Genomic DNA, 19,723 nt, shown 5'->3' with positions numbered 1-19,723 from the left:
TGCCCTGCCACTTTCGAAGGACCCGCCCATGACCGACGCCGCAATCGACCATGCCCTTGCCGAGGCGCATCGCCGCTTCATCGACAGCAATCCCGCGAGCCGGCGCCAGTTCGAGGAGCAGGCGCGCTACATGCCCGGCGCCAACAGCCGCTCGGTGCTTTTCTACGCGCCGTTTCCGCTCACCATCGCCAAGGGCGAGGGCGCTGCGCTCTGGGATGCCGACGGCCACCGTTATGCGGACTTCATCGCCGAGTACACGGCCGGCGTCTACGGCCACTCGGCGCCCGAAATCCGTGACGCCGTCATCGAGGCGATGCAAAGCGGCATCAACCTCACGGGCCACAACCTGCTCGAAGGGCGGCTCGCAAAAACCATCTGCGAGCGCTTTCCGCAGATCGAGCAATTGCGCTTCACCAACTCGGGCACCGAGGCGAACCTGATGGCGATCACGGCTGCGCTGCACTTCACCGGCCGCCGAAAGATCGTGGTGTTTTCGGGCGGCTATCACGGCGGCGTGCTCGGCTTCGGTGCCAAGCCTCTGCCGACGACCGTGCCCTTCGATTTCCTGGTGCTGCCCTACAACGACCCGCAGCTTGCGAGCGAGCAAATCGCCAAGCACGGGCCGGACATCGCCGCCATCCTGGTCGAACCGATGCAGGGCGCGAGCGGCTGCATTCCGGGGCGCCTTGAATTCCTCCAGGCGCTTCGCGATGGCGCAACGAAGGTCGGCGCGCTGCTGATCTTCGACGAGGTCATGACCTCGCGCCTTGCGCCGAACGGCCTCGCCAACAAGCTGGGCATCCGGTCCGACCTCACCACACTCGGCAAGTACATCGGCGGCGGCATGTCGTTCGGGGCTTTCGGCGGGCGTGCGGACGTGATGGCGCAGTTCGATCCGCGCACGGGCTCGCTCTCCCATTCAGGCACTTTCAACAACAACGTGATGACCATGGCGGCGGGATATGCCGGCCTCACCAAGCTGTTCACCCCCGAGGCTGCCGGCGCGCTGGCCGAGCGCGGCGAAGCGATGCGCGCACGGCTCAATGCGCTGTGCGCGAAGGAGGGTGTGGCCATGCAGTTCACCGGCGTCGGTTCGCTGATGAATGCGCATTTCCTCCGAGGGGAAGTGCGGCGTGTGGACGATCTGGCGGTGGTCGACGGGCGTCTGCGCCAGTTGCTGTTCTTTCACCTGCTGAGCCAAGGCATCTACGCTTCGCCGCGGGGCTTCGTCGTGCTGTCGCTGCCCTTGCCGGATGCGGACATCGACCGCTTCGTCGCCGCCATCGGCAGCTTCATTGGCGAGTATCGGGCGCTGCTGCCTAGCGCGGAGTAGTGCCAGCCACGCCCAGCAGCTCGTGCAGCCGCGTGCTGGTGGTCGTGTACTGCAGCGGCACGGCCTTGCCGGGGAACACGATGGCGGTGGCACCCCAGGCGGCCAGCGTGGCCTCATGGAAGCCGCAGACGATGAGCTTCTTCTTGCCCGGGTAGGTGTTGATGTCGCCCACCGCGAACACGCCGCGCTCGCGGGTTTCGTACTTTTCGGTGTCGACCGGCACCTGCTTGCGCTCGAGCTCCAGGCCCCAATCGGCGATGGGGCCGAGGCGAGGCGAAATGCCAAGGCAGGCGACCAGCGCGTCGAGCGGCAGATCGACAGTCGTTGCGTCGGGCGTCGTGATCTGCAGCTGCTTACCATCGAAGGCAGTGGGCTGGCCCACCTTGAACGCCAGCCTGCCTTCGGCGACCAGCGCGCGCATCGAAGCGACGAGACCTTCATCGGCCTGGAACCCGTCGCGCCGGTGCACCAGCGTGACCTGTTTGGCAATGGCCGTGAGTGCTATGGCAGTTTGCAGCGCAATGTCGTCGCCGCCATTTACCACCACCGTCTGTCCCGCAAAGCGGTCAAGCGAATCGGGGTGATAGAAAAGCGAGCTGCCTTCGAACTGCGCAATGCCTCCGACCGCGATGCGTTTGGGCACGAAGGCGCCGACGCCTGCGGCAACGAACACCGTCCTGGCGAGGAAGGCCTTGCCCGCCGACGTTGTCAGCAGCAGGCGCTCATCGGCCTGGCGGGCGAGGGTGGCGACCTGCTCGCCGAAGTGGAAATGCGGCTTGAACGGCGCCACCTGCTGCAGCAGCGATTGCGCAAGATCGCGCCCGCTGGTGACCGGGGTGCCCGGAATGTCGTAGATCGGCTTGTCGCCGTAGAGCGCTACGCACTGGCCGCCCGCGGTGGGCAGCGCATCGACGATGTGGCAGGAGATTTCGAGCAGGCCGAGCTGGAAGGCCTGGAACAGCCCAACCGGACCGGCGCCGATGATGAGGGCGTCGGTCTCGATGGGGGCTGCGCCTGCCGGGTTCAACGGACCAGTTCGCCGATCTTGTCGGTCTTGTCTTTCCACTCTTCGGCGTCGGGGAGGGCCGGCTTGCGCTTGGTGATGCTCTTCCAGCCGTCGGCCAGCGCGAGTTCGGCGTTGAGCTTGATGAAGGCGATCTGGTTGGCCGGGAGGTCTTCCTCGGCGTAGATCGCATTGACCGGGCATTCGGGAATGCAAACCGCGCAATCGATGCACTCGTCCGGGTCGATCACCAGCATGTTGGGACCTTCGCGGAAGCAATCCACGGGGCATACGTCCACGCAGTCGGTGTATTTGCAGCGGATGCAGGCTTCAGAGACGACGTGGGTCATTTGTCTTTTAGCGTCAGTGTGAGGTCGGGAAAACCCCAGATTTTAGGCCTTTGCGGCGGCAGGCTGCACGAGCACGGCAGCAGCGGTCTTGTGAGTGGCCGTATCGACCAGCACCAGGGAGCCCAATGCCCGCGATTGCGTGAAGGGCAGAACGGCCAGCGGCTGCTGCAGCGCAAGCACCACATCGCCGATGGAATTGGCCTCCAGCTGTGCCGTCGGCTCCGATTCGAGCGTCGTGATGTTCACCCGGTCGACGATGCGCGCCACCTTGGCTTTCACCCAGCGATGGCCCTGCAGCGCCCAGTAGACGCGGCCCGCAACCAGCGGCTCGTCGTCGAGCCAGGCGACCGTGGCGGTAATTTCGCGCACCGGCTCGAAGGCACCGGGTGCCAGCAGCCAGTCGCCGCGCGACACGTCCACCTCGCGGTCGAGCACGATGCCGGCGCTGTGGCCCGCATGCACCACCTTCGGCTGGCGCGTGTGGCTCAGCACCTGGGCGACCGTGGCGGTCTGGTTGCTGGGCAGCACCGTCACGCGCTGGCCGGGCTCCACATGGCCCGAGGCCACGCGGCCCCAGAACACGCGGCGGCCCTGCGAGGTGTCGGCCGAGGAAGAGAATTTTTCGACCCACTGCACCGGAAAGGCGAAGGGCACGGCCTCGTCCTGCACGGTGACCGGCAGTTCCTCGAGCAGCTCGAGCAGGCTCGGGCCTTCGTAGCCCACCCAGTCGGCATGGCGCGTGGCCACGTTCCAGCCTTTGAGGGCCGAGATCGGCACGATGGCGGCCACCTGCACGCCGGCCGCTTCGGCAAAGGCGTTCAGCGCGGTCGAAATGCGTTCGAAGGCCAGGGCGGCGTCGTCGATGGCGTCGAGCTTGTTGACCGCGAACACAATCGACTGCACGCGCAGCAGATGGGTCAGCAGCGTGTGACGGCGGGTTTGCGGCAGCAGCTCGCGCTTGACCACAGTGCCGTCTTCCACTTCGGCGGCCCACGCCAGCTTGGTGGCATCGACCAGCACCACGGCGGCATCGGCGGCCGAGGCGGCCGTGACCATGTTGCGGGTGTACTGCTCGTGGCCCGGCGCGTCGCCGATGATGAACTTGCGCTTGGCGGTCGAGAAGTAGCGATAGGCCACGTCGATGGTGATGCCCTGTTCGCGCTCGGCCGAGAGGCCGTCGGTAAGCAGGGCCAGGTCGGTTTCGCCGCCGCGCTGCACGCCGGCCAGCTGGTCTTGCAGCACGGTCTTGCTGTCGACCAGCAGTCGGCCGATGAGCGTGCTCTTGCCGTCGTCCACCGAGCCGCAGGTGATGAAGCGCAGGGCGGTGCCGGTGTCGCCGTGCAGGGCGTTGCTATCGAGGGTTGCCGTCGTCGTGCTCATCAGAAATATCCGTCTTTCTTGCGCTTCTCCATCGAAGCTTCCGAAGTCATGTCGTCCATGCGCGTGGCGCCGCGCTCGCTCACATCGACCGACAGCGTCTCGAGCACCACGTCGCCCGCATCGGCGGCCAGGCTCTCGACCGGGCAGGTGGTCGTGATGTCGCCCACGGTGCGAAAGCGCACGTCGCGCACCTGCACCGTTTCGCCGTCGCGCCGGGGGGTGAGTTCGGTCACCGGCACCAAGAGGCCGCGGCGCTCGACCACTTCGCGCTTGTGCGTGTAGTAGATCGACGGCAGGCCGACGTGCTCGCGCTCGATGTATTGCCACACGTCGAGCTCGGTCCAGTTCGAAATCGGGAACACACGGAAGTGCTCTCCCGGTGCTAGGCGCGTGTTGAACAGCGTCCAGAGTTCGGGGCGCTGGTCTTTGGGCTGCCATTGGCCGAATGAATCTCGGTGCGAAAAGATGCGCTCCTTGGCGCGCGCCTTTTCCTCGTCGCGGCGGGCGCCGCCGATCAGCGCGTCGAAGCGGAATTCTTCAATCGCTTCGAGCAGCGTGACCGACTGGTGCGCATTGCGCGACTCGCCCGGGTGGGCCAGGCGCACGGTGCCGCGCGCCATCGAGTCTTCGACGCTGCGCACGATGAGCTCGGCGCCCAGTTCCTTGGCGCGCTGGTCGCGGTAGGCCGTCACTTCAGGAAAGTTGTGGCCCGTGTCGATCATCAGCAGCGGGTACGGAATGCGGCCGATGCCGAAAGCCTTTTCGGCGCACTTCAGCAGCACCAGCGAATCCTTGCCGCCCGAAAACAGCAGGGTCGGGCGCTCGAAGGCGGCCGCGACTTCACGCAGGATGAAGATGGTTTCTTCCTCGAGCGCATCGAGGTGCGTGTTGGACAGGTGCGCAGGGGAATGCATCGAGGGCTGCAAAAGTTCGGCTTCGGTACGGGCGTTCATCGGAGGGGGTCCTGGATGCGGAGATCGATCGTTCAGTGCGAAAGATGCAAGCCGCATTCGCGGTTGTCTTCGCCCTTGGTCGGGTCCACATAGTCGAAGTTGTTAGGCAGGCCGTTCGCTTCGCAGTATTCGTACAAATCCTTGGACGACCAGTGCAAGAGCGGCGCAACCTTGATCAGGCCGTCGGGGTTGACGCTGACCGGGTCCATCTGCGCGCGCACTGCCGTGTCGGTGGCGCGCAGCGCCGTAAACCACACCTTGGGCGCAGTTTCGCGCAGTGCACGGGCAAAGGGCTCCAGCTTCACTTCTTCGGTGAAGGCGGCGTGGCGCGGATCGTCGAGCGCCGGCGTCGGGCCTTCCACCGCTTCACGGTGCGCGCGCGAGCGGCGCGGCAGGTAGATATGCAAGTCCAGGCCCAGCTGCTTGGTCACTTCGTCGGCAAAGCGGTAGGTGGCCTCGGTGTTGTAGCCGTTGTCCATCCAGATCACCGGAACATCGCGCTTGGCGCGCGTGACCATGTGCAGGATCACGGCTTCGAACGGGCGAAAGTTGGTGGTGACGATCGCGGGTTGGCCGAGGCCGATTGCCCAGTCCACCAGGCCCTCGGCGTTGCGGCCGAGTTCGGTGTTGATGCGTGCGAAGTCGATGTCCGTGGCAATGCTCATGTCGAAGGTTCCTGTGCTGCGGCTCAGTTGCTGGCCGCGAAGTGCGGCGCCGGCTGCACCGCGTCGCCCTGGTAGAAGGCGGCAAAGCGGTCGAACTGGCGCTGCGCGTCGGAGGCGTCCACGCCTTCCTTGAGCACGGCGCTCGAAAAACCGGTGCGTTCCATTTGCACCAGCTGGTCGATCAGCACGTCGCCCGTGGCGCGAATGTCGCCCTTGAAGCCCAGCCGCCGGCGCAGCAGAAAGGCCTGGCTGTAGGCGCGGCCGTCGGTGAATTTCGGAAAATTCAGGTCGATGCGCTCGATGTCTTCCAGGCACACCTCGATGGCGAGGGGGTCGGCATCGTTCGGCAGTTGCAGCACCTTCGGGTCGCCGTCGTCGATGTGTTCTTCGGCGGCCAGGATGTTCAGCTTGCGGTTCATGCTGCTTCCTCCACCTTGAAGCGCGCACTGTTGGCCGCGGCCTTGAACGGGTCATGGCCCACGCGGCGCAGCGTGTCGATGAAGGTCTCGCCATTTTCGCGGGTGTCGCGGTAGGTGGTGAGCACCGCCTCGATCACGCCAGGCACTTCGGCCGCCGAGAACGAGGGGCCCACGGCCTTGCCGGCCTGCGGCGTGCCGCTGAGCGCGGACCCGTCGGAGCCGCCGAGGGTGACCTGGTACCACTCCTTGCCGTCCTTGTCGACGCCCAGGATGCCGATGTGGCCGCTGTGGTGATGGCCGCACGAATTGATGCAGCCGCTGATGTGCAGGTCGATCTCGCCCAGGTCGTCGAGCTCGTCGAGGTCCTGATAACGCTCGGTAATGGCTTCGGCGATTGGAATGGAGCGGGCATTGGCCAGCGCGCAGAAGTCGCCGCCGGGGCAGGCGATCATGTCGGTCAAGAGGTGCACATTGGCGCTGGCAAAGCCGGCCGCGCGGGCGGCGAGCCACAGCGCGTGCAGGTCTTCGGCATGCACCCAGGGCAGCACGATGTTCTGGTCGTGCGTGACGCGGGCTTCGCCGGCCGAGAAGCGGTCGGCCAGCACGGCGAGCGTGTCGAGCTGGTCGGCCGAGGCATCGCCGGGGGCCTGCTTCAGGCGCTTGAACGACAAGGTGACGGCACGCAGCGCGGGGTTCTTGTGCGGGGCCACGTTGCGGGCCAGCCAGCGGGCGAACTGCACGTCGTCTGCGGCGTGGGCGCGCAGCTCGGCGTCGGTCTTCTCGGCGCTTTGCAGCACGCGGGTGGCAAGCGTGGGCGGCACGAAGGAGGCGGCCACGCGGTCGTACTCTTCCTGCGTGATGGTGTGCGGCGCGCCGTCGTGCTCGAGGATCTGCTTGTACTCGGCTTCCACGTCGTCGATGTAGCGCTGGCCCTCGGCTTTCACCAGAATCTTGATGCGCGCCTTGTAGATGTTGTCGCGGCGGCCGTAGCGGTTGTAGACGCGAATCACCGCTTCGAGGTAATTCATGATCTGCTGCCAGGGCAGGAACTCGCGCAGCACGGTGCCGATGATGGGCGTGCGGCCCATGCCGCCGCCCACCTGCACGCGGAAGCCGATTTCACCTGCCTCGTTCTTCACCACGTGCAGGCCCACGTCATGCCAGCCTGTGGCGGCGCGGTCTTCGGTGGCGCCGGTAATGGCAATCTTGAACTTGCGCGGCAGGAATGCGAACTCGGGGTGCAGCGTGCTCCACTGGCGCATGATTTCCGCGAACGGGCGCGGGTCGGCGATTTCGTCGACCGCAATGCCGGCACGCTCGTCGCTCGTGATGTTGCGAATGCAATTGCCGCTGGTCTGAATGCCGTGCATGTCGACCGAGGCCAGCAGGTCCATCACGTCGGCGGACTTGGAAAGCGGAATCCAGTTGTACTGAACGTTCTGGCGCGTCGAGAAGTGGGCGTAGTGCGTGGGCAGCTTGTGGCTGCCGAGCAGGCCCTGCGTCTCGATCGCTTTCTTGTAAACCTCGGCTTCGGGCTCGTCGTATTCGCGGGCAATGCGGGCCAGCACGCGCAGCTGGCGGCTCGAGAGCTCGCCGTACGGCACGGCCACGCGCAGCATGGGCGCATAGCGTTGCACGTACCAGCCGTTTTGCAGCCGCAGCGGGCGGAACTCGTCTTCGGCGAGCTTGCCCTTTTGCCAGCGCTCGAGCTGGTCTCTGTATTGGGCTGCCCGTTGGTGGACGAACTGGCGATCGAAATCTGTGTATTGGTACATCGTGAGTCTTGAAGAAGTGCGGTGCCGCACGTCCAACGGGGCGCCCCAGCAAGAAGCCGAGATTCTGAAAGCACGCCTTATGGAAGCAAACTATTTTTTGGTTCGCGCCTTATGCGGATAAGCTTATTCTCCAATACCCATGCGGGTTGCCGGGCGGTTGAATGCTTATTCTGGATAAGGGCGCGGGTGCTCCGCAGGCCTAGGATAAGGCCCATTGGCATTGCGCGTTTTGTCCACTCCCGTCTTGGGGAGAGTGCGGGTGCTGCTTCAGCGCAGCATGGCCGACATGGCCGAGCAGCAGTTCAGCATGCGAACCGCGGCTTCCACCGAGTCTGCGGTGAAACGCAAGCTCACACCATCGACGCGTTCGAACGACGGCCATTGGCAGAAAAGATCGGCCATGGCGGGTGACTGGGTGCGCAGAGTAACCACCTGCGGGCCCTTGAAGACCAAAGGGGCTGCGCTGGCCCTGGCCGCCAGGCCCTGCTTGACCCCTGAATGGATGGCCGCACGCGACTGTTCGGGTGAAAGCGACACGCCGCTGCTGAACCCCGTGGCCCGCTTGGTCTGCACGAAGACCGCATGCGGGAAGACCGGCTGGTTCTCGGCGATGAACACATCGTCGCCGCTGGCCATGACCACCGGCACGCCGTAATCACCGGCCAGTGCGCCATAGAGCCCCGCCTCGCCCAGTTCCTGGTCGCCGAGCCAGATGCCCGCGAACGCAAAGCTGTTGATGGTGTGGGCAAGGATGCCGCGCCCCTGCGCTCGAGAGTGATAGCCCACCATGCAGACGGCTTGCACGCCTTCTTCTTCCACGCCCGCCACCATGCTCAAGTACCGCGGCTTGCCCTGGACCACGCGGGCGCGCGGGTCGAGCACGTCGGGCGGCATGTTGCGAAAGCCGCCGTGCGAATCGTTGACCAGCACCTCGGTGGCGCCCGCCTCGAAGGCGCCGGCAATGGCCGCATTGGCCTCTTGCGCCATCAGCAGCCGGGCACGCTCGAACTCCGGATTGCCGGGGCGCACCTGCTCCTGGTGGTAGACGCCGGCAACGCCTTCGATGTCGGTGGAGATCAGAACTTTCATGCGGGGCAAGACCTGCGGGTCAAGAGATGAAGGAAGAGGGCGGCAGCAGCTCCGAAAGCGCCCGCCGGTGGTGGCCGTCGCGGCCGGTCACCGCCGTGGCACGCCACAGCGCGTGGACGATGGCTTGTTCGGTGCTGTCGGCCGCAGCCTGGAAGATATCGTCAAGCAGGCTGTCGTGCAGCATGGCGACGGCAGGCATCGGCCGTTCGGCCCGGTCGGGCACGGTGTAGGCGGTCGAGAAAGCCAGTGCGATGTCGCCGCTCCCGTGGCCGAAAACCGAGCCTGTGCGCGCCAGCCCGGCGCCAGCGCGCAACGCCAGCCGGCGCAGCTGCCGCGCGTCCAGCGGCGCGTCGGTGGCAACGAGCATGATGATCGAGCCCTTTTCCGGCTCGGCCGCCGTGGTCGCCTGCGCGGCCGCGTCTTGCGAAGCCAGCTGTGCCGCGAGCTGCGCACCGACCGCTCGGCCGGCCAGCACCAGTTGCGGCAGCCGGCCATAGTTGGCCAGCACCAGCGCGCCCACTGTGTGCACGCCGCCCTGGCGCGAGGGCACGCAGCGCGAAGCACTGCCGATGCCACCCTTGAAATGGAAGCTCGACATGCCGCGGCCCGCGCCCACCGAGCCCTGCTCGAAATCGGCGCCTGCGCTTTGCAGTGCGTGCAGGTAGTCGGCCTCGGTCACGGCCAGCCGCTGGATGTCGTTGAGAAAACCGTCGTTGCACTCGAAGACCAGCGGATTGACCGTGGGCAGCGAGCGCCCCGACTCCGGATTGGCCGCCACGCAGTCGCGGATCTGCGCCGTCGCAACCGTGCCGACGGAGAAGGTGTTGGTAAGAGCGATCGGCGTTTCGAGCACGCCCAGTTCCTCGACCTGCACCAGCCCCACGCTCTTGCCAAAGCCGTTGAGCACCACGGCCGCGGCCGGCACCTTGTCGCGGAAAGCGTCACCGCCATGCGGGCGCACGACCGTGACGCCGGTCTGCACGCCGTCGTCGGCCAGCGTGCGATGCCCGACCGAAACGCCCTGCACGTCGGTGATGGCGTTGCGCGTGCCCGAGGGCAGGCTGCCGATGTGCGGAATCGATGGCATGCGAGGCCCCGGTTTACTGGCGGTCGATCTTGGGGTCGAGCGCGTCGCGCAGCGCATCGCCCAGCAGGTTGAAGGCCAGCACGGTAAAGAAGATGGCCAGGCTCGGGAACAGCGCCACGTGAGGCGAGGTCACCATGTCGGCGCGTGCTTCGCTGAGCATGGCGCCCCATTCGGGCGTGGGCGGTTGCGCGCCCATGCCCAGGAACGAGAGGCTGGCCGCCGTGATGATCGACGTGCCCACGCGCATCGAGAAATACACGACGATCGAGGAGATGGTGCCCGGCAGGATGTGCCGCACGATGATCGTCCAGTCCGATGCGCCGATGCTGCGCTCGGCCTCGATGTAGGTCTGCTGCTTGAGCACCAGCGTGTTGCCGCGCACCAGGCGTGCGAACGCCGGCACGCTGAACACCGATACCGCCACCACCACGTTGGTCATGCTGCTGCCCAGGATGGCGACCACGCCCAACGCCAGCAGAATGCCCGGAAAGGCAAACAGCACGTCGGAGATGCGCATCACGATGCGGTCCCACCAGCCTTCGTAGTAGCCCGCGAGCAGGCCGAAGGCCGTCCCGACGAAGCCGCCAACCAACACCGACAGAAAGCCGGCCATGAGCGAAATGCGCGCACCCATCAGGATGCGGCTGAAGATGTCGCGGCCCAGCGGATCGACGCCGAACCAGTGCGTGGCCGAGGGGCCCGTGTTCAGCATGTCGTAGTCGAAGAAGTTCTCCGCGTCGAAGGGCACGATCCACGGCGCGAACACCGCAACGAACACCAGCAGCAGCACGAACACTGCCGCCACGATGCCCACGGGCTGCTTCTTGAAGCGGCGCCAGCATTCGCCCCAGGGCGTGCGGACCTTGCCCGCGGTTTGAACCGCCACCACGGGCGGAGCGATGATTTCGGCAGACACGCCGGAAGCTTGCGTCATGTCGGCTGCCTCACTTGTAGCGGATGGTGGGGTTGATGTAGCCGTACAGCACATCGACCACCAGGTTGATCAGGATGAATTCGAGCGAGAACAGCAGCACCAGCGTCTGGATGACGGGGTAGTCGCGCATCTGCACCGCGTCGACCAGCAGGCGGCCGAGGCCGGGCCAGTTGAACACCGCCTCGACAAGAATCGAGCCGCCTAGCAGAAAACCGAACTGCAGGCCCATCATGGTCACCACCGGAATGAGCGCATTGCGCAGGCAGTGCTTGATGATGACCGTGCGCTCGCGCACGCCCTTGGCGCGCGCCGTGCGAACAAAGTCTTCCTGGATCACTTCGACGAACGATGCGCGGGTGAAGCGCGCCATCACGGCGGCCACCGCTGCGCCCAGCGTGATCGAAGGCAGGATGTAGTGCTTCCAGCTGCTGGCCCCCACGGTGGGCAGCCAGCCGAGCTGAACCGAGAAGATCTGCATCAGCAGCATGCCCAATGCAAATGCAGGAAAAGAGATGCCCGACACCGCCAGCGTCATGCCGAGCCGGTCGGGCCATTGGTTGCGGAACACCGCGGAAACAATGCCGATACCCATGCCGAAAATCACCGCCCACACCATGCTGGTGATGGTGAGCATCACCGTCGGGAAAAAGCGCTCGCCGATCTCCGTCGCCACCGGCCGCCGCGTGCGGATCGAGGTGCCGAAGTCGCCCTGCAGCATGTGGGTGAAGAAGCTCACGAACTGCTGCGGCAGCGGCTTGTCCAGGCCCAGCTCCGCGCGCACCATGGCCACGGTCTGCTCGTCGGCTTCCTGGCCGGCGGCAAGGCGCGCCGGATCGCCCGGCAGCATGTGGACGAACAGGAACACCAGCACTGCCACGATGAGCAGCGTCGGGATCAGCCCCAACAGTCGTTTGAGAAAGTAACTCAGCATGGCATACAGACAATCAACCCTCGTCAAGGCCTCGGGGCCCATCGGGAGACACCGCGGAACCGGCTTTGCCGGGCCGCAGGTGTCGCCCCCTCGAGGGGGAGGCGGCTACACGAAGTGAGCCGCTTCGGGGGTGGGTCAATTAATCGAGATGGCGTCGATGTTGATGTTGCCGTCAGGCATCACGTACACGCCCGACAGGCGCTTGGAGTGCGCCGACAGGTTCTGCTCGGTCACCAGCGGCACGCGCGGCAGGTCCTTGCGGATCTCTTCCTGCGCGGTCTTGTAGAGCGCGGCCTTTTCCTTGTCGTCCACGGTAATCAGAGCCTTGGCCAGTGCGTTGTCCACCACCTCGCTCTTGTAGAACGACATGTTGTTGAGCTTGGGCGCCCACGCTTCGGAGGCGAACAGCGGGCGCAGGCCCCAGTCGGCTTCGCCGGTCGACGAAGACCAGCCGGTGTAGTACATGCGCACCTTGGCCGTCTTGGCGTCGGGCCATGCATCGACCATCTCGGTGCGCTGGCCCACTTCGAGCGCCTGCACCTGCAGCTTGATGCCCACTTGCGCGAGCTGCTGCTGCACGAACTGGATCGTCTTCTGGCTGGTCGTGTTGTTGTAGGCGCTCCACAGCACCGACTCGAAGCCGTTCGGGTAGCCGGCTTCGGCCAGCAGTTCCTTGGCCTTCTTCACGTCGTAGGGAATGGGTGCCATCTTCTCGGCAAACTTCACGCCCTGCGGCAGCACGCCCTGCGCCGGGAAGGCATAGCCGCCGAACGCGACCTTGGCCAGGGCTTCCTTGTTGATGGCGTAGCCGATGGCTTCGCGCACCTTCGGGTTGTCGTACGGCTTCTGCAGCATGTTGAATGCCAGGAAGCGCGTGATGATCGACGGAATGGCCACCACTTCAAGCTTGTCGCTCTTCTTCAGCAGCTCGGCTTGCTCGTAGGGAATCGGGAACGCGAAATCGGCTTCGCCGGTCTGCAGCATGGCGGCGCGCGTGTTGTTCTCGAGCACGGGCTTCCACTGCACCGTGTCGACCTTGGGGTAGCCCTTCTTCCAGTAGCCGTCGAACTTCTTGGCCTTGACCGCTTCGGTCTGCTTCCACTCGACAAATTCGAACGGGCCGGTGCCCACGGGGTGGAAGGCGATGTCCTTGTTGCCCCACTTCTTCAGCGCGGTGGGCGAAATCATTGCGGCCGAGGCGTGGGCCAGCGAGTTGATGAAGGGGCCGAAGGGCTCCTTCAGCGTGATGCGCACGGTGCTGGCATTCACCGCTTCGACCTTGCTCACGCGATTGAACTGGTTGTAGCGCAGCAGCTTGTTGTCCTGGTTCAGCACGCGGTCGAGCGTGAACTTCACCGCCTCGGCGTTGAAGTCGGTGCCGTCGTGGAACTTGACGCCCTGGCGCAGCTTGATGGTGTAGACCAGGCCGTCCTTCGACACTTCGTAGCCTTCGGCCAGCACGTTCTGGACCTTCAGGTCCTTGTCGAACTGGAACAGGCCTTCATAGAAGGTCTTGGTCACGGCCGTGGTGATAGTCGTGTTGGTGTTGTACGGGTCGAGCGTCTCGGGCTGGTAGCCGATCGACAGCACCGCGTCTTTCGCGGCCAATGCCGTGCCGGTCATCGCCATTGCGGCCAGGCCCAGCAGTGCCGATGCCCATCGCAGGGAGGAAGAAGATTGCTTCATGGAAAGAACTCCAGTCGGTTCGAGGAAAAAAGCAGGAGAGGGCCTGCGGGTTGAAAAAATTTGGCTGTCGCTCAGAAGGCTCCGCCCACGGCGTGCCGTGCGACGAAGTGGCCGGGCGCCACCTGCACCAGCGGCGGCACGTCGGGCTCGTCGCCCACCGCGCGAATGGGGCTCGGGATCTCGCCTTCGAGCAGCGCGCGCGGCTTGTGGCGACGCGACGGGTCGGCCACCGGCACCGCGGCCATCAGCTTGCGGGTGTAGGGGTGCTGGGGCGCCTCGAACACGGCGCGGCGCGGACCGATCTCCACGATCTGCCCGAGGTACATCACGGCCACGCGGTGGCTGATGCGCTCGACCACGGCCATGTCGTGCGAGATGAAGAGAAACGCCACGCCCAGTTCGCGCTGCAGGTCGAGCATGAGGTTGACGATCTGCGCCTGAATCGAAACGTCCAGCGCCGACACCGATTCGTCCGCCACCACCACCTTGGGGTTGAGAGCGAGGGCGCGTGCAATCGCAATGCGCTGGCGCTGGCCGCCCGAGAACTCGTGCGGATAGCGCTGCGCCACTTCGGGCGGCAGGCCCACCTTCTGCAGCAGCCAGTCGACGCGCTGCTGCGCCTCGGCGCCCTTGGCAATGCCGTGGATCAGCAGCGGCTCCATGATCGAGAAGCCGACCGTTACGCGCGGATCGAGCGACGCGAACGGGTCCTGAAAGATGAACTGGATGTTGCGGCGCAGCGCCTGCAGCTCGCGCGTGGGCAGCTCGCGGATGTTCTGGCCGCCGAACTCGATGGCACCGCTCTGGCTTTCGACCAGGCGCAGCAGCGAACGGCCAGTGGTCGACTTGCCGCAGCCCGATTCGCCCACCAGCGCCAGCGTTTCGCCGGGGTACAGGTCGAAGCTGATTTTTTCAACGGCATGCACGCGGCGCTTCACGCGGCCGAAGAAGCCGCTGCGCACGTCGAAGCGTGTTACCAGGTCGCGCACGCGCAGGATGGGACCGGCTTCTTCGCGCACCGTGGTTTGCGGCGTGGTGTCGGTGATTGGCACGGTGTCGGGGCTGCCTTCGGTGCGCAGCAATTCGAACTTGGCGGGCAGGTCGGTGCCTTGCATGGCGCCGAGCTTGGGCACCGCCGACAGCAGCGCCTTGGTGTACGGGTGCTGGGGGGAGGCGAAGACCGTGTCGGAACTGCCGGCTTCCACTTTGTCGCCGCGGTACATCACGAGCACGCGGTCGGCAATCTCGGCCACCACGCCCATGTCGTGCGTGATGAAGAGCACGCCCATGCGCATCTCCTTCTGCAGCTCTCGAATGAGCTGGAGAATTTGCGCCTGAATCGTCACGTCGAGGGCAGTGGTGGGCTCGTCGGCAATCAGCAGCTGCGGCTTGCACGAGAGCGCCATTGCAATCATCACGCGCTGGCGCATGCCGCCCGAGAGCTGGTGTGGAAAGCGGTCGAGCACATTGCGCGCTTCGGGAATGCGCACCAGCTCCAGCATGCGCAACGCCTCGGCGCGCGCGGCTGCGTTGCTCTTGCCCTGGTGGATGCGGATGGCCTCGGCAATCTGCTCGCCGGCGGTGAACACCGGGTTCAGCGAAGTCATCGGTTCCTGGAAGATCATCGCGATGTCCGCGCCGCGGATGTTGCGCATCTCCGCGTCGCGCGCCTGCGCCAGGTCGAGCACTTCGCCGTTGCGGCGCCGAAATGCCATGCGCCCGCCAAGGATGCGGCCGCCACCGTGCTCCACCAGCCGCATCAGCGCGAGCGAGGTGACTGATTTGCCGGAGCCCGATTCGCCCACCACCGCAAGCGTTTCGCCGTGGTCGACGTGGAAGGACAGCTTCTTGACGGCATCGACCGTGCGCTCCGAAGTCGAGAAGCGAACGGTGAGGTCGTCGACGGCGAGAACGCGGCCGTCCGGCAGGGCGAGGGCAGGGGAGGACATGGGATGCAAGAAAAAGAGAGTGCGCGTGCGCGTCAGGCGAAGATGGCCGTCACAGGAGCTTCGTCGCCGCGGGCATGGCCGCGGTACATGCCTTCGCTGTTGAAGGCGAGGCTCAGGTTGCCGTGGCGGTCGATGGCGATCAGCCCGCCCGTGCCGCTGATGGCGGGCAGCGACTGGTGCACCACGGCACGGGTGGCGTCTTCGAGCGTGGCGCCGCCGTAGGCCATGCGCGCGCAAACGTCGTAGGCGGCCGCAACGCGGATGAACATTTCACCGCTGCCGGTGCAAGACACGGCGGCGGTGCGGTCGTCCGCATAGGTGCCGGCGCCGATCAGCGGGGTGTCCCCGATGCGGCCGACGCGCTTGTTGGTCATGCCGCCGGTCGAGGTGGCCGCGGCCAGGTGGCCGTGCATGTCGAGCGCCACGGCGCCCACGGTGCCGAACTTCTTGTCTTCATCGAGCGGCGGCGTCATGGCCGCGCCTTCGTGGTCGGTCACCACGCGGCCGGTGTCGCGCACGCGGTAGAGCTGCTGGCGGCGCGCTTCGGTCGAAAAGAAAAAGGGCTCGACCATTTCGAGACCGTGCTCGCGCGCAAAGGCTTCGGCGCCCGCGCCGGCCAGCAGCACATGGGCGCCGTCTTCGAGCACGGCGCGCGCCGCGCGCACCGGGCGGCGAATGTGGCAGACCCCGGCAATCGCGCCCGCGGCCAGCGTTGCGCCGTCCATCACGGCGGCATCGAGCTCATGGGTTTCGTCGTGCGTGAAAACCGCACCGTGGCCCGCGTTGAAGAGCGGGCACTCTTCGAGCAGTTCGACGGCGAGGCAGGTGGCGTCGAGCGCGGATGCGCCCTTGAGCAGCGCTGCCTGTGCGGCGCGCACGATGTTCTGCAGCGCGTCGTGATAGGCCTGCGCTTGGGCGGCGCTGGTGGTTGCGGCGCTGATGGTTCCGGCCCCGCCGTGAATGGCGATGACCGGGGTGTTGCTGCTGTTCTTCATCAGGAGGGTTTCTTCTTTTTCTTTCGGGTGCCGGCCGGGGCGGCGCTGGCTGGTTGTGCGGCAAATTCCGCCCGCGCCAGGCCTTGCGCGCCATGCAGCCAGGGGCGCACCGCTTGCAGGATGCGGCTCGCGGACTGCACCGCGCGCGGCGCACGCAGCGCCACCGCGCTGGTCAGCGCCTCGATCAATGCGAGCACGCTGGTTTCGCAATTCGGCCGGTAGCTGGTTTCGGTCTGGCAATAGAGCGCCACGTCGGCCAGCGGCGCCAGCGGCGAGCTCGGCCTGTCGGTCAGCGCCAGCACGGCGCAGCCCTGGCCGCGCGCAATCTGCGCCAGCGCCACCGTGTCGGTGAGGTAGCGCGGAAAGGTGAGGCCGATGAACAGGTCCTGCGGCCCCGCATGCATGAGCGTGCGCGCCGCATGCGTCACGCCGCTCACGCTGGAGAGCATTCGAACGTCGTTGCAGCTGCCGTCCAGGCCGTGCTGCAGCAGCCCCGCCAGCCATGCGCTGGCGCCAAAGCCGCCGATGTACACCGACCGCGCCTTCAGGATGCGCTGCACCGCCGCCTCGCAGGCCGCGTAGTCCAGCGACTGGCGCGTGGCTTCGATGTTGCGGCGGCTCTCGTCCAGCGCGGTGGCAAACACCTCGGCCACCGTGGTCGGATGCTCGAGGTTGCCGCGCAGGCGCTCCACCGGCGCCACCAGCGATTCGAAGCCGCGCACGAGCTCGGCGCGAAAGGTGGCATAGCCGTCGAAATCCAGCGCCCGGGCAAAGCGGTTGGCCGTGGCAACCGACACGCCCACCACCGCGGCCAGCTCATCGATGGGCAGCGTGGCGACCTGCAGCGGATGCTCCAGCACGTAGTCGGCCACCTGGCGATGCGATCGCGTCAGCCGCGGCAACGCCTGCGCAATGCGCTGGGCCACGGTGGTGCCGGTGGTGTCTACGTTGGTGCTCATTCGTGGGCCGTGCACTCCGGAGGGGAGTGTTTGATGAAAATCAGTTTACAAATATAAGACAAAAAAGAAAATTTTCTGTCATTTTTGATCGAATGAGCAAATTTCGGGCCCGCGAGGGGCGGATGCGAGAGGGGCGCGAAGATCGCCGGCCCGGGGCTAGGCGGCGCTTTTTTCCATGAACACGCTGAACGGGTCGTCCGGGTAGCTCCCGAACGGCCCTCGCTTCACGTAGCCCGCGCTGGCGTAGAAAGCCAGCGCTTCCGGCTGGCTGATGCCGGTTTCGAGCGCGAATCGCGTGCATCCCTTGCCGATTGCCTCGGCTTCGAGAAAGGTCAGCACTTTTGCGGCAATGCCTTGCCCGCGGTTTTCCGGCCGCACGAACATCCGCTTGAGCTCGCCGTATGCGGGCTCCAGCACCATGGCTCCGCAGCCCACGGCCGCTCCGTGCTCGTCGCGTGCAACTGCAAACAGCACGTGCGCCGCCGACAGCGCGGCAATGTCGATGCCGTAGTGGCACTCGGGCGGATAGAGCGGCTTCTGGTAGGCGTCGAGCGCTTCGATGAGCTGGACGACATCGGGCTGGTCGGGGTGTTCGAGGGCAATGTTCATGCGAAGGATTCTCTGGATCCGGCGAATCTTATTGGACCCCGGCCGAGCGTCGGCCTCGCGCCGCCATTCGTCGGTGCTATCGCGGATGCGTGACAGGGGCGGCGCTGTCGACCGCCGGCCTGCCGTCGAGCGCCAAAGTGGCATTGAGCGCCGCAAGTGCATCGGCGGTGAGCGAGCCGTTCGCCTGGCGCAGGCGCAGGTCGCCCAACAGCACGTTGTAGCGGGCCTGCGCCAGGTCGCGCTCGGTCTGGTAAAGCTGGCTCTGCGCATTGAGCACGTCGATGTTGATGCGCACGCCCACCCGGTAGCCCATGCGGTTGGCGTCCAGGGCCACCTGGCTCGATGCTTCGGCTGCCTCGAGCGCCTTCACCTGGCTGGCGCCGGACACCAGCCCAAGGTAGGCGGCACGGGTGGAAACAGAAACGCTGCGGCGCGCGTTTTCGAGAGAGGCGCGCGATTGGTCTTCGAGCGCCAGCGTCTCGCGCACCCGGTTCTCGGTTGCGAAGCCGGCGTATAGCGGCATGTTGAAGACCACGCCTATGCTGGCCCCGGCTACACGCACCTTGTCCGTCGAGGCGCTGGGTGAATTGCCTGGCGGGTTGGTGCTGACGTTGTAGCCCAGCTGGGCGTCGATCGTGGGCTTGTGCCCGGCCTCTGCCTTGCGGACTTCGAGCGTTGCAACCTCCACCGCAAGGGCCGCCTGAACGATGGCCGGATGCGCGGCCTCGGCCTGCGCAAGCCAGCTACCCACGTCGCCCGGTGCCAGCCCGGGGAGCACCACCGGCGCGGCGAGCGGCGTCGGCACGCTGCCCACCTGTCCGACGAGCTGGTCGAGGATGAGCTTCTTGACCTGCAGGTCGTTCTCGGCGGCAATTTCCTGCGCAATGACGAGGTCGTAGCGGGCCTGGGCTTCGCGCGCGTCGGTGATGGTCGATGTGCCGACCTCGAAATTGCGTTTGGCAAAGGCGAGCTGTTCGGCCACCGCAGCCTTTTGCGCCCGCACCAGCGCCAGGGTGTCGTCGCTGGCGAGCACATCGAAATAAGCCTGGCTCACACGCACGATGAGATCCTGCTCGGCCAGCGTCAGCTGCGTCCGTGCGATTTCTTCCTGCCGCTTGCCTTGCTCGTACGCGGCCCAGGCGGCGGGGCGATACAGAGGCTGGATCAGGTTGATGCCGATGTTTCGCGAGCTGACGCCGCGCGTGAACGCGGCGTTGCCGGCAGACACGTCCTGCTCGGTGAAGGAGGCCCCCGCCGTGAGGTTGATTACCGGCAGCACACCCGCGCGTGCCTGTGCCGCCCTGGCCACGCTCGCGTCGTACTGTGCGCGCGCACCTTGGTAGACGGCGTCGTAGCTGCGCGCCGACTGGTACAGCTCCACCAGGCTTTGTGCCGATGCAGGCGCCGCGGCGGCCAGCAGCAGCATCAGCGCGAACGGCTTGCTTGCCGATGCAGCGCGGCGTGAGGTTTGCATTTTTTTTCTCCTCCGGACATTGGTCTTCTTCGCACCGGCATCACTCGCCTGAAGCCGTGCCCGCATGCGCGGGAAGCATCAGTACGCCAGTGGAAATTACTACCAATTGCTTAAGGAAATCTTAAGAGTCGG

The 19,723-nt window shown here is 65.9% G+C and carries 18 protein-coding genes; 1 reads left to right on the top strand and 17 read right to left on the bottom strand.

What is annotated here, in order from left to right:
- The first annotated feature begins 28 nt into the window (after window positions 1-28).
- A complete protein-coding gene (locus tag V9L20_RS05905) occupies window positions 29-1,333 on the top strand; it encodes an aspartate aminotransferase family protein (protein ID WP_337295874.1) in 1,305 nt (434 codons plus the stop codon).
- Here V9L20_RS05905 and V9L20_RS05900 read toward each other — a convergent pair.
- From V9L20_RS05900 to V9L20_RS05820, 17 genes are all read right to left on the bottom strand, one after another.
- Window positions 1,320-2,360, bottom strand: a complete 1,041-nt coding sequence (locus V9L20_RS05900; RefSeq protein ID WP_337295873.1) for an NAD(P)/FAD-dependent oxidoreductase — start codon at window positions 2,358-2,360, stop codon at window positions 1,320-1,322. The two genes, V9L20_RS05905 and V9L20_RS05900, sit on opposite strands and share 14 nt — an antisense overlap.
- Window positions 2,357-2,686 (bottom strand): ferredoxin FdxA, encoded by a 330-nt coding sequence (gene fdxA, locus V9L20_RS05895; RefSeq protein WP_055806301.1) that lies wholly within the window; start codon window positions 2,684-2,686, stop codon window positions 2,357-2,359. The genes V9L20_RS05900 and fdxA overlap by 4 nt, the downstream gene beginning before the upstream one ends.
- A gap of 42 nt (window positions 2,687-2,728) precedes the next feature.
- The gene (locus V9L20_RS05890; RefSeq protein ID WP_337295872.1) at window positions 2,729-4,066 is read right to left on the bottom strand and encodes a sulfate adenylyltransferase subunit 1; all 1,338 of its coding nucleotides are present in this window, start codon (window positions 4,064-4,066) and stop codon (window positions 2,729-2,731) included.
- Window positions 4,066-5,019 carry a sulfate adenylyltransferase subunit CysD gene (gene cysD, locus V9L20_RS05885; RefSeq protein ID WP_337295871.1) on the bottom strand — a complete coding sequence of 318 codons (954 nt, stop codon included), beginning with the start codon at window positions 5,017-5,019 and terminating at the stop codon, window positions 4,066-4,068. Before cysD ends, V9L20_RS05890 begins: the two co-directional genes overlap by 1 nt.
- Window positions 5,020-5,051: 32 nt before the next feature.
- Window positions 5,052-5,684 (bottom strand): phosphoadenosine phosphosulfate reductase domain-containing protein, encoded by a 633-nt coding sequence (locus tag V9L20_RS05880; RefSeq protein WP_281150693.1) that lies wholly within the window; start codon window positions 5,682-5,684, stop codon window positions 5,052-5,054.
- Between the two features lie 23 nt (window positions 5,685-5,707).
- Window positions 5,708-6,103 carry a DUF934 domain-containing protein gene (locus V9L20_RS05875; protein ID WP_126746440.1) on the bottom strand — a complete coding sequence of 132 codons (396 nt, stop codon included), beginning with the start codon at window positions 6,101-6,103 and terminating at the stop codon, window positions 5,708-5,710.
- The gene (locus V9L20_RS05870) at window positions 6,100-7,878 is read right to left on the bottom strand and encodes a nitrite/sulfite reductase (protein ID WP_337295870.1); all 1,779 of its coding nucleotides are present in this window, start codon (window positions 7,876-7,878) and stop codon (window positions 6,100-6,102) included. Before V9L20_RS05870 ends, V9L20_RS05875 begins: the two co-directional genes overlap by 4 nt.
- A gap of 267 nt (window positions 7,879-8,145) precedes the next feature.
- On the bottom strand, window positions 8,146-8,967 hold the full coding sequence (locus V9L20_RS05865; protein ID WP_337295869.1) for a M55 family metallopeptidase: 822 nt from the start codon (window positions 8,965-8,967) through the stop codon (window positions 8,146-8,148).
- A 19-nt stretch (window positions 8,968-8,986) separates the two neighbouring features.
- A complete protein-coding gene (locus V9L20_RS05860; RefSeq protein ID WP_337295868.1) occupies window positions 8,987-10,054 on the bottom strand; it encodes a DmpA family aminopeptidase in 1,068 nt (355 codons plus the stop codon).
- Between the two features lie 13 nt (window positions 10,055-10,067).
- A complete protein-coding gene (gene gsiD / locus V9L20_RS05855) occupies window positions 10,068-10,988 on the bottom strand; it encodes a glutathione ABC transporter permease GsiD (RefSeq protein WP_258506013.1) in 921 nt (306 codons plus the stop codon).
- Window positions 10,989-10,998: 10 nt separating this feature from the next.
- On the bottom strand, window positions 10,999-11,919 hold the full coding sequence (gene gsiC / locus V9L20_RS05850) for a glutathione ABC transporter permease GsiC (protein WP_337295867.1): 921 nt from the start codon (window positions 11,917-11,919) through the stop codon (window positions 10,999-11,001).
- A gap of 135 nt (window positions 11,920-12,054) precedes the next feature.
- Complete coding sequence (gene gsiB / locus V9L20_RS05845; protein WP_337295866.1) at window positions 12,055-13,605, bottom strand: glutathione ABC transporter substrate-binding protein GsiB; 1,551 nt, start codon at window positions 13,603-13,605, stop codon at window positions 12,055-12,057.
- Between the two features lie 71 nt (window positions 13,606-13,676).
- Window positions 13,677-15,554: a dipeptide ABC transporter ATP-binding protein gene (locus V9L20_RS05840; protein ID WP_337295865.1), complete on the bottom strand. Its 1,878-nt coding sequence runs from the start codon at window positions 15,552-15,554 to the stop codon at window positions 13,677-13,679.
- A 32-nt stretch (window positions 15,555-15,586) separates the two neighbouring features.
- Window positions 15,587-16,549 carry an isoaspartyl peptidase/L-asparaginase family protein gene (locus tag V9L20_RS05835; protein WP_337295864.1) on the bottom strand — a complete coding sequence of 321 codons (963 nt, stop codon included), beginning with the start codon at window positions 16,547-16,549 and terminating at the stop codon, window positions 15,587-15,589.
- A complete protein-coding gene (locus V9L20_RS05830) occupies window positions 16,549-17,508 on the bottom strand; it encodes a MurR/RpiR family transcriptional regulator (protein WP_337295863.1) in 960 nt (319 codons plus the stop codon). Before V9L20_RS05830 ends, V9L20_RS05835 begins: the two co-directional genes overlap by 1 nt.
- Window positions 17,509-17,664: 156 nt before the next feature.
- Window positions 17,665-18,117, bottom strand: coding sequence for a GNAT family N-acetyltransferase (locus tag V9L20_RS05825; protein WP_337295862.1), 453 nt, complete (start codon window positions 18,115-18,117; stop codon window positions 17,665-17,667).
- Window positions 18,118-18,193: 76 nt separating this feature from the next.
- Window positions 18,194-19,591 (bottom strand): TolC family outer membrane protein, encoded by a 1,398-nt coding sequence (locus V9L20_RS05820; RefSeq protein WP_443098549.1) that lies wholly within the window; start codon window positions 19,589-19,591, stop codon window positions 18,194-18,196.
- Window positions 19,592-19,723: the final 132 nt, after the last annotated feature.

This window comes from Variovorax sp. CCNWLW225, assembly GCF_037204045.1.
Taxonomy (GTDB): Bacteria; Pseudomonadota; Gammaproteobacteria; order Burkholderiales; family Burkholderiaceae_C; genus Variovorax.
Note: the sequence above shows the minus strand (reverse complement) of the source record. Positions and strands in the feature narration are given on the sequence as shown.